The organism is Paucibacter sp. KCTC 42545 (assembly GCF_001477625.1).
Classification (GTDB): Bacteria; Pseudomonadota; Gammaproteobacteria; order Burkholderiales; family Burkholderiaceae_C; genus Paucibacter_A.
Genome location: NZ_CP013692.1, coordinates 3753446 through 3767185, shown reverse-complemented (window position 1 = coordinate 3767185; position 13740 = coordinate 3753446). Strand labels below are relative to the sequence as shown.

The window sequence follows — 13740 nt, the reverse complement described above, 5'->3', positions numbered from 1 at the left end:
TCGTCGAACTCATGCTTTCTTTCGTCCGGACTCATCCCTAGACTGCGGCGAAACAAGCCTTAGGCCCATCCGCCTCAATCCTCAGGAGATCCCTATGAAAGTCGCTCTGCTCGGCGCCGGACACATCGGCCAAACCATCGCCCGCCTGCTGCACGCCAGTGGTGACTATCAAGTGACGGTGATCGACAAGAACGCCCAAGCCCTGGCCAAGCTGCAAGCCGAGGGCATTGCCACCCGGGCGGTGGATACCGAGGACAAGGTCGCGTTGGCGGTGGCTTTGCGGGGTCAGGATACGGTGGTCAATGCCTTGCCCTACCACCTTGCCATCACCGCCGCCCATTTGGCGCTCGAAGCCGGCTGCCACTATTTCGACCTGACCGAGGACGTGGCGGCCACCAAGGAAATCAAACGCATCGCCGAAGGCGCCCGCACCGCCTTCATGCCGCAGTGCGGCCTGGCACCCGGTTTCATCGGCATCGTCGCCCATCATTTGGCCAAGAGTTTCGACACGCTGCAGGATGTGAAGATGCGCGTCGGCGCGCTGCCGGCCTTCCCGACCAATGCGCTGAAGTACAACCTAACGTGGAGCGTTGACGGGCTGATCAACGAGTACTGCCACCCCTGTGAATCGATCCACGACGGCGAGCTGATTGCCGCGCTGCCGCTCGAAGGCTTGGAGCATTTCTCGCTCGACGGCACCGAGTACGAAGCCTTCAATACCTCGGGCGGCCTGGGCACTTTGTGCGAGACCCTGCAAGGGCGGGTGCGCAACCTCGATTACAAAACCGTGCGCTATCCCGGCCATCGCGATTTGATGCAAATGCTGCTGGACGATCTGCAGCTCAAAAATGATCAGGAGACGCTGAAGAACATCATGCGCAAGAGCATGCCGGCCACCATGCAAGACGTGGTGCTGGTCTTCGTGACCGTGTCAGGCATGCGTGGCGGCGCCCTGGTGCAAGAGGTGTTTGCGCGCAAGATCTTTGCCGAGCGAGATGGTGCCGCGCCCCTGTCCGCCATTCAGATCACGACGGCCGCCGGCATCTGCGCGGCGGTGGACTTGTTCCGCGAGGGCAAATTGCCCGCCTCCGGCTTCATCCGCCAAGAGCAGGTGGCGCTGCCCGACTTCCTGGCCAACCGCTTCGGCAAGGCCTATCAGCAGTCGCGTCAGGTCGAGTCGATTGGCTGATCGTTCGATTGATTGCTTGGGCTGAACCCGGCGGCAGAAAAAACCTGAGAATCCCCTCATGAACGAAATCAAAACCCTTCTGAACTCCCTGGGCCTGGCCGACAGCGCCTTCACCGGCGGCACGCTGGCCGTGCGCTCACCCATCGACGGCGCGGCCATCGGCGCGGTGCATGAGGCCTCGGCCGACGAGATGCGCGTAGCCGTGGCGCGTGCCCACAGCGCCTTTTTGGCCTGGCGCGTGGTGCCGGCGCCGCGCCGTGGCGAGCTGGTGCGCTTGTTCGGCGAGGAGCTGCGCTTGCACAAGGCGGCCCTGGCCCGCCTGGTGTCGCTGGAGGCCGGCAAGGTCACCAGCGAGGGCGAGGGCGAGGTGCAGGAGATGATCGACATCTGCGACTTCGCCGTCGGCCTGTCGCGCCAGCTGCACGGCCTGACCATCGCCTCCGAGCGCCCTGGTCACCGCATGATGGAGCAATGGCTGCCGCTGGGCGTGGTGGGCATCATCTCGGCCTTCAACTTCCCCGTGGCCGTGTGGGCCTGGAATTCGGCCCTGGCCCTGGTGTGCGGCAATGCCTGCGTGTGGAAGCCCTCGGAGAAAACGCCTTTGACGGCACTGGCCACGCAAGCCTTGTTCGACAAGGCCCTGGCTCGCTTTGACGGCGCGCCGGCGCATTTGTCCCAGGTGCTCAACGGCGGCGCTGCCGTGGGCGAGGCCCTGGTGGACGATCCTCACGTGGCCCTGGTGTCGGCCACCGGTTCGACCCGCATGGGCCGTGCGGTAGGCCCCAAGGTGGCGGCGCGCTTTGGCCGCTGCTTGCTGGAGCTGGGCGGCAATAACGCCATCATCGTTAGCCCTTCGGCCGACCTGGAGCTGGCGGTGCGCGGCATTCTGTTCGGCGCCTACGGCACGGCCGGTCAACGCTGCACCACCACCCGCCGCGTCATCATTCACGCCAGCATTCACGACGAACTGGTGGCGCGCCTGGACCGTGCGCGCGCGACGCTGGCCATCGGCAGCCCGCTGGAAGCTGGCAATCTGATCGGCCCGCTGATCGACCAAGCCGCCTTCGATGCGATGCAAAAGGCGCTGGCCCAAGCGCGCGAGCAGGGCGGTGTGGTCAGCGGTGGTGAGCGCGCTCTGGCCGATGTTTATCCGCAGGCTTGGTACGCCACGCCGGCCTTGGTGCGCATGCCCGCGCAAACGGCGGTGGTCAAGCATGAGACCTTCGCGCCCATCCTCTACACCCTGAAGTACGAGACGCTGACCGAAGCCATCGCGCTGCAGAACGAGGTGCCGCAAGGCCTGTCCTCGGCCATCTTCACCAATGACTTGCGCGAGGCGGAACTCTTCCTCTCGACCAGCGGCTCGGACTGCGGCATTGCCAACGTCAATATCGGCACCTCGGGCGCTGAGATCGGCGGCGCATTCGGGGGTGAAAAAGAAACCGGCGGTGGCCGTGAATCGGGCTCTGATGCTTGGCGCGCCTATATGCGCCGCGCCACCAATACGATTAATTACTCCGGTGCACTGCCCCTGGCCCAAGGCGTTAAATTCGACTTCTGAGATAGAAAAGTTAGAAAGTCTTGCCAAGACCAAAAAATTAATGCTATAGTTCGGCCTCTTCGCTGCAGACAACAAGTCAGCAGCAATGAAGAAAAAGCCCAGGTGGCGGAATTGGTAGACGCACTAGTTTCAGGTACTAGCGGGTAACTCCGTGGAGGTTCGAGTCCTCTCCTGGGCACCAAACAATGAGGGCCAGCACGCAAGTGCTGGCCCTTTGCGTTTTTCCGAAACTGTTTATGCAAACGGTTTGCGTGAACGCGTTATGCAATCAGCTTGTGCGAACGCGTCGTGGGGGTCAGGTCTTGCCGTCTTCTCGCAGCATGCGTTCAAACTCTTCGGCGGATACCGGGCGCGAGATCAAATAGCCCTGCACAAAGTCGCAACCCGCTGCACGCAGCAGTTCGCGTTGTTCGACCGTTTCCACGCCCTCGGCCACCACTTGCATGTCCAGCGCCTGGGCCATCGTGATGATGGCTTTGCACAAGGCCAGGTTCTTGCTGCCGGGCCGCAGATCTTGCACAAAGCTGCGGTCGATCTTGAGCACATCGATGGCCAGGCTTTGTAGATAAGACAGGGAGCTGAAGCCAGTGCCGAAGTCGTCCAGTGAAATTTGCATGCCGGCCATGCGCAGCGCGCTCAGGCGCTCGGTGACGGCTGAATCGGCTTCCAGCAGCAGGCCTTCGGTGATTTCGACCGCCAGGGCCTGGCCGGGCAGGCCCAGCTCGCGCAGGCGAGCGGGCCAATCCGGCGCGGTGGCGCTGGCTTTGCCCGTTTGGCCTGCCTGGCCCGTTGCAACAATCTCACGCGCATCAGCGACGCGGAACTGCACCGGCGACTTGTTCAGGCAAAGCTGCAGATGCGGCGCGATGCTCTCGCGCCAGCACTTGGCCTGCGCGGCCACTTGCTCGAACACCCACTCGCCAATTTCGATGATCAGGCCACTGGCCTCGGCCAGCGGCACAAACTCGGCCGGGCCAAGCATGCCGCGCGTCGGGTGTTGCCAGCGCAGCAGGGCCTCGGCCTTGCAGATGCGGCCGTCGCTGAGGCGGATGATGGGTTGGTAGACCAAGCTGAACTGCTGGCCCGCCATGGCGTCGTGCAAATCATTGCTGAGCCGCGCGCGCGCCAGGGCGGCGGCCTGCAGTTCGGGCGTGAAGCGGCGCTGGCAGTTGCGGCCCGCGCCCTTGGCGAGGTAGAGCGCCTGATCGGCATGTTTGAACAGCGTCTCGGCCTGCTCGCCATCGCTCGGGTAAAGGCTCAGGCCGATGCTGGCCGAGACAAAGACCCGCTCGCCTTGCAATTCGAAGGAGGTGGACAGGCTTTGCAGGATTTGCTGGGCCAGGGCTTCCGCTTGCGCGGGTGCGCTCACATCTTCCAGCAGCACCGTGAACTCGTCGCCACCCATGCGTGCCACGGTGCTGGGCAGGCCCTCGCAGGCCTGCCGGATGCGGCCGGCGGCCTGTATCAGCAGCAGGTCGCCCATGGCGTGGCCCAGCATGTCGTTGACCTCTTTGAACTGGTCGAGGTCGATGAAGAGCACGGCCACCGACAGGCCGCTGCGCTGGGCGCGTAGCTTGGCTTGCTCCAGCCGGTCGCGCAGCAGGCTGCGGTTGGGCAGGCCGGTCAGGGCATCGAAGTGCGCTTGCTGCCAAATCAAGGCTTCGTTCGAACGCCGCGTGGTGATGTCCGTGTGGGTGCCCACCATGCGCAGGGGCCGGCCTTCTTCGTCGCGGCTGATCACCATGCCGCGGCTGAGAATCCACTTCCAGCTGCCGTCTTTGCACAGCACGCGGTGCTCATTGCTGTAGAGCGGTTCGGCGCCGCTGAAATGCGCTTCGCGGTCGGCGGTCATCTGCGCCACATCGTCCGGGTGGGTGCGGGCGTCGAACTCGGCCGGGCTGGGCTGGATCTCGTCTTCGCCATAGCCGTACATCTGCAGATAGCGCGGCGAGTAAGTCTCCACGCCGGTCTGCACATACCAGTCCCACACACCGTCGCCATTGCTCTCGAGGGCCAGCTTCCACAAATCGTCGGACTCGCGCAGCCGGGTCTCGGCGTTTTTGCGTTCGTTGATGTCGGTGTGGCTGCCCAGCCAACGGCCGTCGGGCAGGGCCCGGGCTTGCGCCAGCTGCCAGCGCAGGCTGCCGTCGGCCGCGCGCAGGCGGTAGTCCATCACCCATTCGCCGCTGCTCTGCGCGGCGGCCCAGCGCTTCTCGAACTCGGCCCGCTCATCGGGCAGCAGCAACTCGGGCCAGCGCAGGCGCTGCAATTCGGTTTGATCCAGGCCCAGATAGCTCAGCAAATGAGGGTTGCCGAACAGGGGGCGCAAGTCGGCGTCCATGAGCCAGACCTGGTGGGCTGCGAATTGCAGCCAGGCTTGGTCGGGTAGTTCCGCGTGCATGCTCATGTATGACGTTGGCTGATTTAGCTTGAACTCATGCGCAAGGTGGGCCCGGGATAGGCTGGACTAGGCGCCACCATGCTAACGCGATTGCCAAACGGCCTATCAAAAAATGCATGCTGGCCAAAGGTAATTCATCACGCCGCGCAGGCGGCCGGCTGGAGTAGCGGCCGCGAGCATCTATGATGGCTAGGCGCATCGGCGCGATTCGCGCGAGGTGAGTCATGCCGATTCAGCGAAAATAGCGTCGCCCGAGCTTGTCGGGCTTCAATGAGAGATGAGAAAGAGCCTGGAATGAATAAGACCGAACTGATTGAACACCTGGCAGCCAAGCACTCGCTGACCAAGGCCGAAGCCGGCCGTATCCTGGAAACCCTGCTGGACGCCGTGGTCACCACCGTCAAAAAGGGCGGCGCCGTGTCGATTCCCGGCTTTGGTTCGTTCAAGCAGCACGCACGTGCCGCCCGCACTGGCGTGAACCCCAGCACCGGCGACAAGATCAAGATCGCCGCAGCCAAGCTGCCTAAGTTCACTCCTGGCGCTGGCTTCAAGGCCGCCGTGGACCCCAAGGCTGCTGCTCGCAAGGCTGCCAAGGCTGCTGAAACAGCCGCCAAGACTGCTGCCAAGCCCGCTGCCAAGAAGGCCAAGAAGTAATTTGGACTTGGTGTGACGGCACGCCCTCAGCTCCGCTGAGGCCAGCGGTCACGCACTGACCCGGCGGCCCTGTGCCCTAGGCAAAGTTCGTCGGGAAAGTAGAAGAAAAGGCGCTCTTTGGAGCGCCTTTTTTTGTTCAGTTGCGCCCGGTTTCGGCGCGCCAGCAAGTGCCGTCTTCTTCGCTGCAGAAAGAGGCCAGCAAGGCGGTGTCCACCGCTTGGCCCGGCAGGGGCAGCTCCTCATTAGGCCAGCGCTTGACCAGATGGCCGTTGGCCACGCCGCCGGCGTGCAGTTCTTGGTAGGCGCGGCGGTGCTGCATGGTCACGCCCGCGTTGGCATTGCTGACGATGCGGCTTTCACCCAGCTGCCAGGGTTCGAAATAGGCGTCGGCCAATTGATCGACCTGGCGGAAGTAGGCGCGCGCGCCCTCGGCATCGAGCTTGCGGCGCACGGTGCGGGTGATCTGGCCCTGCAGCTGATCCAGCGCTTGATAGCTCATGCCCTGCACCGCAGCACCGGACAGATCCTGTCCTTGCAGCAGCGGCTGCAGCGCCGGCGCGGCGGCCAACTCCGCTGGCAGGGCTTGCACCATGGCCGCCACTACGGCGTGATGCGGGGCCACGGCCGTGGCAATCGAGCGGGTCTGCGGCTGGTAAGGGCAGCGGATCTCGACAAAGCGCGGCTTGGTCGGGCCGGAGCAGCCGTCGTGGTGGTAATACTCGCCCTGGCTCAGCCGGCCCTTGCTGGAGCGGCCGCGCACATCGCGGTAGCTCTCATGCTGGCTGTCCAGATTCAGGCAGACCACCAGGCCGGTGGCATCGGCCAGCTGGAAGAAGGGCTCGCGCCATTCGGGCTGCAGCAAGATGTCGTGCAGATAGTCGCTGGGCACGATTGCTGCGCCGGGCTCACTGGGCTGCTCGCCCTCAATCACCAGCACAAAGGGTTTGGGCCGGCGCACGCGCCAAAGGCGGCCGGCGAAATCGAGGGTGCTGGAAGTGGGCATGGGCAGGGGGAGGCGAAGTGGATGTCACGCGACAAACACAGGCTGCCGCGAGCCCTCGATTTTAGTGGGCGGCTGCGCCTCAGCCCGCCCGCCGCCACTCGCCCGGCGTGGCGCCCAAATCCGCCTTGAGGCTGCGGCTCAGATGGCTGGCGCTGGCGTAGCCGCACTCAGCGGCCACCTGGGCCAGGGTGAGTGCAGGGCGGCGCTGCCGCAGCAGGGCGCGGGCGCGGGCGGCGCGCCGCTGGCTGATCCAGCCATGCGGGCTGCAGCCCAGGCTGTTGCGGAACATGCGCGCGAAATGGAACTCCGACAGATTGGCCAAGGCCGCCAGCGCGGCCAGGCTCAGGCCCTCGCTTTTGCCCTGGCTCAGGCCCGCTTCCAACTGGGCCTCGATGGTCGCCAGCACGCGGCGCCGTGCCGCCGGGGCTAAGCCGCCTTTGGCCAGCTGCAGTGCGCGTTCGCGCGCATGCGGCCGGGCGGCCAGCAGCACCAGGCGGTCCAGTGCGGCCTCGCTGAGCTGGTGCGCTTGCAAGCGCTGCACGGTGTTGTTCCAGTCCAGGGCCGCCACTTGCTGCGCCCAGCCGGCCAGCACCGGGTCTTGGCCGAAGATGCGCGGCGCCAGGGTGTAGGCGCGCGGCTCGGCATCCAGCAGTTGCACGATGCGCTGGGCCCAGGCGCCGTCAGACAGGTAAAGGTGCACAAAGCGCAGGTCGCCTGCAATCTGCCATTGCGATTCATGATCGGCCGGCAAGACGCAAAAGCTGCCGGGCTGGCCGTGCGCTGCGTCCTGTGAGCTGCGTTCGCCCAGTACGCGCACGTCTTGCCCGCCCTGCAGATAGACCGACAAGGTGTGGTGCCCGGGTCGGCTGTAGCCGGTGCGGTCTTCGCGGTTGTGCCACTGGGCCAGGCGCAGGGAATTGCCCAGCTCGGCTTGGCGCTCCAGGCGCGCGCGCGACTGGCTCAGCACCGCAAACACATGGGACTGTGCGGCGGTGTCGGCGGCGGCGCTGCTAGGTGCAAGCGTGGCATTGGTGGGCATGGCGCAATTTTCGACTGCATCGGCCCGCCGCGCCCACGCCCGCACGCAAAAAGCGCAGGAATGTGCAATGCCGACAAGCCCGCGGACTGCATGCTCAGGCCTCGCTTTTGAGGAGTTTGCTGTGAATGCAGTTTTGTACGCCCTGGTGGTGCTGATCTGGGGTACGACCTGGATCGCCCTGAAGTGGCAGCTGGGCGTGGTGCCCATCCCCATGTCCATTGCCTACCGCTTCGGGCTGGCGGCCTTGATTCTGTTTGCCTGGCTGGCTTGGCGTGGCCAGTTGCAGCGGCCGCGTGGCCGCGCCGGGCTGTGGGTGTTGGGTCAGGGCCTGTGCCTGTTTTGCTTCAACTTTGTTTGCTTCCTCAAGGCCAGCGCCTTGATTCAAAGCGGGCTGGTGGCGGTGGTGTTCTCCAGCTCCACGCTTTGGAATGCGCTGCTGGCGCGCTTGGTGCATGGCCGCAAGCTGGCGCCTCAGGTGCTGGCCGGCGGCGCGCTGGGCCTGTGCGGCTTGCTGCTGCTGTTCTGGCCCGAAATCAGTGCCCATGGCGCCAGCGTCACTACCTTGCAAGGCTTGGCCTGGGCACTGGGTGGCACGCTGTGTTTTTCCACTGGCAACCTGCTCTCGGCCGCCCTGCAGCGTCAAGGCTGGAAGCCCGCGCAAACCAATGCCTGGGGCATGTTGACCGGCACCCTGTTGCTACTGAGCTATTGCCTGTTGCAAGGCCTGCCATTCACCTTTGAGCCGGGTTGGCGCTATGCCAGTGCGTTGCTGTACTTGGCGATCCCCGGCTCGGTGATCGGTTTCACCGCCTACCTGACCCTGGTCGGCCGCCTGGGGCCGGAGCGCGCGGCCTATAGCACCGTGCTGTTCCCGGTGGTGGCACTCAATGCCTCGGCCCTGTTCGAGGGCTATCGGTGGACCCTGCCGGCCATGCTGGGCCTGGCCTGTGTGATGGCGGGCAATGTGCTGGTGTTCCGCAACAAGCCGCTGTGCGGGTGGTGGCGCAAGCCGGCAGAAGGCGCCCGCGCGACGGCCTAGCGCTTATCGGCAAATGCGCATTGCTGCGCGCTCAGCGCAGCAATGCAGCGCGAGGTCTCAAAGGCGCGCGGTGAAATGCTCCACCTTGGGCGGCTCGGCAAAGAAGGGCCCAACGATGGCGCGCCAGGCCGGGAACAGCGGCCCGCCCCGGAAGCCCTCGGTGTGGTCTTCCAGCGTGGCCCATTGAATCTGCAGCACATAGCGCTCGGGCGACTCGATACCCTGATGCACTTGCGCCTTGATAAAACCCTTGGCCTTGGACGCCACAGTGTCCAAGCCCAACTCAATCGCCGCCTCAAAAGCCGCTTGCTGGCCGGGATGGATGCGGATGTCGGCAATTTCCAAAATCATGATGTGCTGCTCGCGGTGGAGTGAGGGGGAATGAAGAGGGCGGTTGCCCCTGGGTGATTCGCGTTGATTCTAGGAGGCGGCGCTGAGCAGGACCGACCCTGGACTTGGATGCGTGGAGAAAACCTCAGCCGAGAAAGATAACGCCAAATTGCGACGTACCATGTGCTTGCCGAGCCTCGCCGCCCGGCGCCGCCTTCAGCGGAACTTTGATAGGGCATGGATGCGGCCGATGAATCCCAGGTTGCTGATCGATCGATCAATCAATCAATCAAACATTTGCCGCCGAGCACTTCGGGCATAGCAAAACACAATATGCGCAACACCACCCAGCTTCTTGCCCTTGTGACGCTTGCTTGGGCCTGCGCAAGTCCCATCCGAGCCGCCGAGTCGTCGCCCGAAGCGCTGTTTAAGCGTCTGACCGCGCTCACCGAGAGCGGCAACGCCGACATTAAGTACAACCTCGGCATGTTTCTCAACAACGGTATTGGAACCCAACGAGACAACAAAGCCGCGTTCCGCTACTTCTCCGAGGCGGCGGAAGCCGGAAGCGTTCTGGCCTCGTACAAGGTTGGTTGCTATTACGCGGGGCAGTTCCCCGATGTCGTTCCTCTGGACGAACAGGTCGCGCTGAAGTTCAAACTTCAGGCCGCTGAAGCCGGGTATGAGCTCGCCCAGCACGATGTTGCCTTGCACTTGGGGAAGAAGGGTGACATTGCCGGCGCATTGGCGTGGTGGGAGAAGGCCTCTCGCCAAGCCAATCTGCCTTCCACCGCCTACTTGGCCAACTATCTGTCGCGCCCTGATTCAAAGCACAAGGCCAAGGGCTTCGCTTTGATGCTCATCCTGAAGGAGCGGATGCCGAACACGAGCAAGGAACTGTCGGACCGACTCGCCGCTTTACAAGCCGAGCTATCAGATGAAGAGAAGCAAGAGGCCGCCAACATTCGCGCCTCTTGGTTGACCGGGCCGACACCCGTCACCATGGCGGCGCGGGCCGGAATGTCCTCGGTGCCGGCCTTGCTCAGCGCCGTTGAGAGATAGAACGGGAGGCGAGCAGCGCGCCGAATAGCGTGAGGCGCGGCACATTCGCTGCCTTGACTCGCATTGCATTGCGTCGCGGCGGCCAATGTCGGCTCCACTAATCGCACCGCCAGCAGCTTGAGGCTAAGGGGCTTGCCGGCTGGGTCGAGGGCGCTGCCGGCCAGCACATTGGCGGCGGCTTTCCAATAGCGAAAAGGGGCAGAAAAGCTGCTCTAGCCCTGCTCCGGGGCTGAGGTTCCCCTGCGCGCGTGATTGCAACGTGCTCCGTGCCTGCATTTCCCGAACCGTCAGCGCGGGCACCCTGTTTGCCCGAACGGCTCGCATCCCTGCTGCCGCCCCCCCTAAACGGGCGGTCAGATCGTGCTTTGGCATGGGCCTTTCGGACTAACGGCGTCATGCCGCCGACTTGTGCGGCGGGCACATTCCGGCCCGCGGTCGCGCTGCGGCCTCACCTCCTTCCCACGACATTTACCGATTCAGTCAGGAGCCAGGCATGAAGGGCATCAAGCACCCCCGCAATGACGAGACGATCAACCCGTCCGGCAATGCATCCATTTACGACATCATCGACAGCATTGACACCAGCCGTCGCACCTTCATCAAGGGCTCGGTCGGTACGACCGCTCTGGCCGCTGCTGGTGGCCTGACCCTGTCGGGTCTGGTGAACACCGTGCAAGCCGGCCCTGTGCCTGCGGGCCTGGGCTTCCCCGGCATTGGCTTTGAAAGCGTGCCGGCCAGCGTGTCCATCACCTCGGCGCCTGCGGCTTCTGCCGTGGCCGACAAGATCACGGTGCCGGCCGGCTACACCGCTGAGTTGTTCGTGGCCTGGGGTGACCCCATCATGCCCGGCGGCGTGGCTTTCGCCTCAGACGCCAGCAACACCGCCGCTGAGCAGGCCAAGCAGTTTGGTGCTCACAACGACGGCATGGCTTTCTTCCCCTTCACTGGTGTTGACGGCAAGCCGACCTCGGATCGTGGCATCCTGGCCATCAACAACGAGTACACCCACGAAGAAATCCTGACGCCTTCTGGCGTGGCCGGTGCTTCGATCGCATCGGTGCGCAAGTCGCAGGCCGCTCATGGCGTGTCCATCCTCGAAGCCCGCCGCCGCAATGGCAAGTGGGCCGTGGTCAAGACCTCGCCTTACGGCCGCCGCCTGACCGCCAACACCAAGACCCGCATCTCCGGCCCGGCCGCTGGCCATGCCTTGATGAAGGCCAATGAGTACACCATCAACGAGAACGGCAGCTTTGCCACCGGCAAGCAAACTGATGGCTACACCGCCTACGGCACCATCAATAACTGCGCCAACGGCGTGACGCCCTGGGGCACTTACCTGACCTGCGAAGAAAACTTCAACGGCAACTTTGGTTCGACTGCTGCTTTGCCTTCCGCCACATCGGGCGAAGCCGGCAAGCTCTTCAACCGCTATGGCTTTACGGCCGCCGGTTTCGATTACAAGTGGCACACCCAAGATCCGCGTTTCGACTTGGCCGTCAACCCGAACGAATCGAATCTGTTCGGTTGGGTGGTGGAAGTGGACCCCTACGATCCGAAGAGCGTGCCGGTCAAGCGCACAGCCCTGGGCCGCATCAAGCATGAAAGTGCGCAGTATGTGGTGGACAAGGACGGCCACCTGGCCCTGTACATGGGTGACGACGAGCGCAACGAGTACATCTACAAATTCGTCAGCGCCGGCAAGTACAACCCGGCCAACCGCGCCGCCAACCGTGACTTGCTGGACGCCGGCACCTTGTACGTCGCCAAGTTCGCTTCCGATCTGAGCGGCCAGTGGATCGCCCTGCAGCCCGGCACCATCGGCGTGGACGGCAAGGCCTTGCGTGACAACGTGAACTTTGCCGGTGCCGATGACGCCGAAGTGCTGGCCAAGATCTTGATCAAGACCCGCATGGCTGCCGACGCTGTTGGCGCCACCATGATGGACCGCCCCGAGTGGACCGGTGCGCGCCCCCGCATCGGTGGCTTCAACAAGATCGAGGTCTACTGCACGCTGACCAATAACAATCGCCGCGGCAGCAGCGCCACGCCTTCGTCGAACAAGGCTGATGGTTCCACCACGGCCGCCTCGGCCCGCCCTGCCGTCGACGCCGCCAACCCGCGTGAAGACAATATCTACGGTCACATCATCCGTTGGCAAGAAGATGCCGACACCGTCAAGGCCACCAGCTTCACTTGGAACCTGTTCCTACAAGCCGGCGACACCAAGACCTCCAAGGCGCCTAAGCCCACCAATAACTACAAGGGCAATATCGCGGCCGACCCCTTCGGCAGCGCCGACTTCGGTGCGCCGGACGGTCTGTGGTTTGACCACTTCGGCCGCCTCTGGGTGCAGACCGACCAGATCGGTGACGCTTCCGGTGATTGGAAAAACCTCGGCGCCAACTGCATGGTCTGCGCCGACCCCAACACGGGTATGGCGCGCCGCTTCCTGACTTCGCCGAATGGTTGCGAAGTCACCGGCATCGCCATGAGCCCGGACGGTAAGACGATGTGGGTGGGTGTGCAGCACCCGGGCGAAGGCTCGCCTGCCGCCAACCCCGAGAAGATCTCCAAGTGGCCCGCCAATCAGTGGGGCCTGGAGTCTGATGGCATCACGCCACTGCCCTTCGGCCGCCCGCGTTCAAGCGTGGTCGTGATCACCAAGGACGACGGCGGCATCATCGGCAGCTAAGCACGGCTTGACCTCTTAACTTCAGGAAACACATTCTCATGAACAAGCAAATTTTTGCGGCCCTGGGTTTGGCCGTGGCCGCTTTGGCACCCGCCCAAGCCGCCTTGGTGACCGACGCCTCGGCCCTGACCCTGTCCACGGCCTTGGTGGACTTCGAGAACTTTGACGGTCTGCTGACCACCGGCCCCGTGGCCGTGGCGCCCGGCGTGATCTTCACCGGCGATTTGGGCTCCGAGCTCGGCGCCAACAACCGTGTCCTGGGCGAAAACGGCATGTGGGGCGCGAACGGCGCTTTCGCTGCAGGCGCGGGCATTGGTGAGTTGCGCTTCAGCTTTGCGGCCTTGACCGCCGGCGTGGGCGCCTTCGTCAATCATTACGCCATTGCCAGCTTCCCGCTGAATATGGTGGTGTCGGTCTATGGTGACAACAACCAGATCATCGAAACCCACAACTTCAGCGTTGTGACCGATCCCTTTGGCTACAACGAAGGCCAGTTTCTGGGCATCACCCGCGCCAGCGCCGACATCCGCTCGATCTCCTTCAAGGGTGTCGGTGTGGTGGTCGACAACCTCCAGTTCACCACCGCCGTTCCCGAGCCGCAAAGCTACGCCCTGATGGCGCTGGGCTTGGGTCTGCTGGCGGCAGTGGCGAAGCGCCGCCGCGCTTGAACACGAGCAGGCGCGCTTGAGGGCGTGCCTGGCTGATGGCAGGATGAAAAGAAAAGGCCCGTGCGACAGCGTCGCACGGGCCTTTCGTTTAGCTGGGCGCCA

At 64.0% G+C, this 13740-nt stretch carries 11 protein-coding genes and 1 tRNA gene; 8 read left to right on the top strand and 4 right to left on the bottom strand.

What is annotated here, in order from left to right; translation table 11 throughout:
• The first annotated feature begins 94 nt into the window (after positions 1-94).
• The 3 genes from AT984_RS16200 to AT984_RS16190 all read left to right on the top strand — a co-directional run bounded on the left by AT984_RS16200 (position 95) and on the right by AT984_RS16190 (position 2931).
• Positions 95-1189, top strand: coding sequence for a saccharopine dehydrogenase family protein (locus AT984_RS16200; protein ID WP_058720985.1), 1095 nt, complete (start codon positions 95-97; stop codon positions 1187-1189).
• A 58-nt stretch (positions 1190-1247) separates the two neighbouring features.
• Entirely contained in the window at positions 1248-2750 is a 1503-nt protein-coding gene (gene amaB, locus AT984_RS16195) for an L-piperidine-6-carboxylate dehydrogenase (RefSeq protein WP_058720984.1), read from the top strand.
• A 96-nt stretch (positions 2751-2846) separates the two neighbouring features.
• Positions 2847-2931 (top strand) — tRNA-Leu (locus AT984_RS16190).
• Positions 2932-3045: 114 nt separating this feature from the next.
• Here AT984_RS16190 and AT984_RS16185 read toward each other — a convergent pair.
• On the bottom strand, positions 3046-5157 hold the full coding sequence (locus AT984_RS16185) for a putative bifunctional diguanylate cyclase/phosphodiesterase (RefSeq protein ID WP_058720983.1): 2112 nt from the start codon (positions 5155-5157) through the stop codon (positions 3046-3048).
• Between the two features lie 288 nt (positions 5158-5445).
• On the opposite strand from AT984_RS16185, the gene AT984_RS16180 reads away from it, so the two are divergent.
• Entirely contained in the window at positions 5446-5805 is a 360-nt protein-coding gene (locus AT984_RS16180) for an HU family DNA-binding protein (RefSeq protein WP_058720982.1), read from the top strand.
• Positions 5806-5941: 136 nt separating this feature from the next.
• Here AT984_RS16180 and AT984_RS16175 read toward each other — a convergent pair whose 3' ends face one another.
• Together AT984_RS16175 and AT984_RS16170 are read right to left on the bottom strand one after the other, a co-directional pair.
• Positions 5942-6808, bottom strand: coding sequence for a hypothetical protein (locus AT984_RS16175; protein ID WP_058720981.1), 867 nt, complete (start codon positions 6806-6808; stop codon positions 5942-5944).
• A 79-nt stretch (positions 6809-6887) separates the two neighbouring features.
• Positions 6888-7847 carry an AraC family transcriptional regulator gene (locus tag AT984_RS16170; protein ID WP_058720980.1) on the bottom strand — a complete coding sequence of 320 codons (960 nt, stop codon included), beginning with the start codon at positions 7845-7847 and terminating at the stop codon, positions 6888-6890.
• A 121-nt stretch (positions 7848-7968) separates the two neighbouring features.
• Between AT984_RS16170 and AT984_RS16165 the strand changes: the two genes are divergently transcribed.
• Positions 7969-8886 (top strand): DMT family transporter, encoded by a 918-nt coding sequence (locus AT984_RS16165; protein WP_197418132.1) that lies wholly within the window; start codon positions 7969-7971, stop codon positions 8884-8886.
• 57 nt (positions 8887-8943) lie between these two features.
• Here AT984_RS16165 and AT984_RS16160 read toward each other — a convergent pair whose 3' ends face one another.
• Positions 8944-9237 (bottom strand): antibiotic biosynthesis monooxygenase family protein, encoded by a 294-nt coding sequence (locus AT984_RS16160; protein ID WP_058720979.1) that lies wholly within the window; start codon positions 9235-9237, stop codon positions 8944-8946.
• 216 nt (positions 9238-9453) lie between these two features.
• Between AT984_RS16160 and AT984_RS16155 the strand changes: the two genes are divergently transcribed.
• From AT984_RS16155 to AT984_RS16145, 3 genes are all read left to right on the top strand, one after another.
• Positions 9454-10278 (top strand): tetratricopeptide repeat protein, encoded by an 825-nt coding sequence (locus AT984_RS16155; protein ID WP_082680097.1) that lies wholly within the window; start codon positions 9454-9456, stop codon positions 10276-10278.
• A gap of 493 nt (positions 10279-10771) precedes the next feature.
• Positions 10772-12970, top strand: coding sequence for a PhoX family protein (locus tag AT984_RS16150; RefSeq protein ID WP_058720977.1), 2199 nt, complete (start codon positions 10772-10774; stop codon positions 12968-12970).
• A 38-nt stretch (positions 12971-13008) separates the two neighbouring features.
• Entirely contained in the window at positions 13009-13638 is a 630-nt protein-coding gene (locus tag AT984_RS16145; protein ID WP_058720976.1) for a PEP-CTERM sorting domain-containing protein, read from the top strand.
• The last annotated feature ends 102 nt before the right edge of the window (positions 13639-13740 follow it).

What these genes read in the sequence shown, in the direction of transcription:
- AT984_RS16200 (WP_058720985.1), top strand. Translation starts at nt 95, where the DNA reads ATGAAAGTCGCTCTGCTCGGCGCCGGACACATCGGCCAAACCATCGCC.
- AT984_RS16170 (WP_058720980.1), bottom strand. Translation starts at nt 7,847, where the DNA reads ATGCCCACCAATGCCACGCTTGCACCTAGCAGCGCCGCCGCCGACACC.
- AT984_RS16185 (WP_058720983.1), bottom strand. Translation starts at nt 5,157, where the DNA reads ATGAGCATGCACGCGGAACTACCCGACCAAGCCTGGCTGCAATTCGCA.
- AT984_RS16160 (WP_058720979.1), bottom strand. Translation starts at nt 9,237, where the DNA reads ATGATTTTGGAAATTGCCGACATCCGCATCCATCCCGGCCAGCAAGCG.
- AT984_RS16175 (WP_058720981.1), bottom strand. Translation starts at nt 6,808, where the DNA reads ATGCCCACTTCCAGCACCCTCGATTTCGCCGGCCGCCTTTGGCGCGTG.
- AT984_RS16150 (WP_058720977.1), top strand. Translation starts at nt 10,772, where the DNA reads ATGAAGGGCATCAAGCACCCCCGCAATGACGAGACGATCAACCCGTCC.
- AT984_RS16155 (WP_082680097.1), top strand. Translation starts at nt 9,454, where the DNA reads ATGGATGCGGCCGATGAATCCCAGGTTGCTGATCGATCGATCAATCAA.
- AT984_RS16180 (WP_058720982.1), top strand. Translation starts at nt 5,446, where the DNA reads ATGAATAAGACCGAACTGATTGAACACCTGGCAGCCAAGCACTCGCTG.
- AT984_RS16145 (WP_058720976.1), top strand. Translation starts at nt 13,009, where the DNA reads ATGAACAAGCAAATTTTTGCGGCCCTGGGTTTGGCCGTGGCCGCTTTG.
- amaB (WP_058720984.1), top strand. Translation starts at nt 1,248, where the DNA reads ATGAACGAAATCAAAACCCTTCTGAACTCCCTGGGCCTGGCCGACAGC.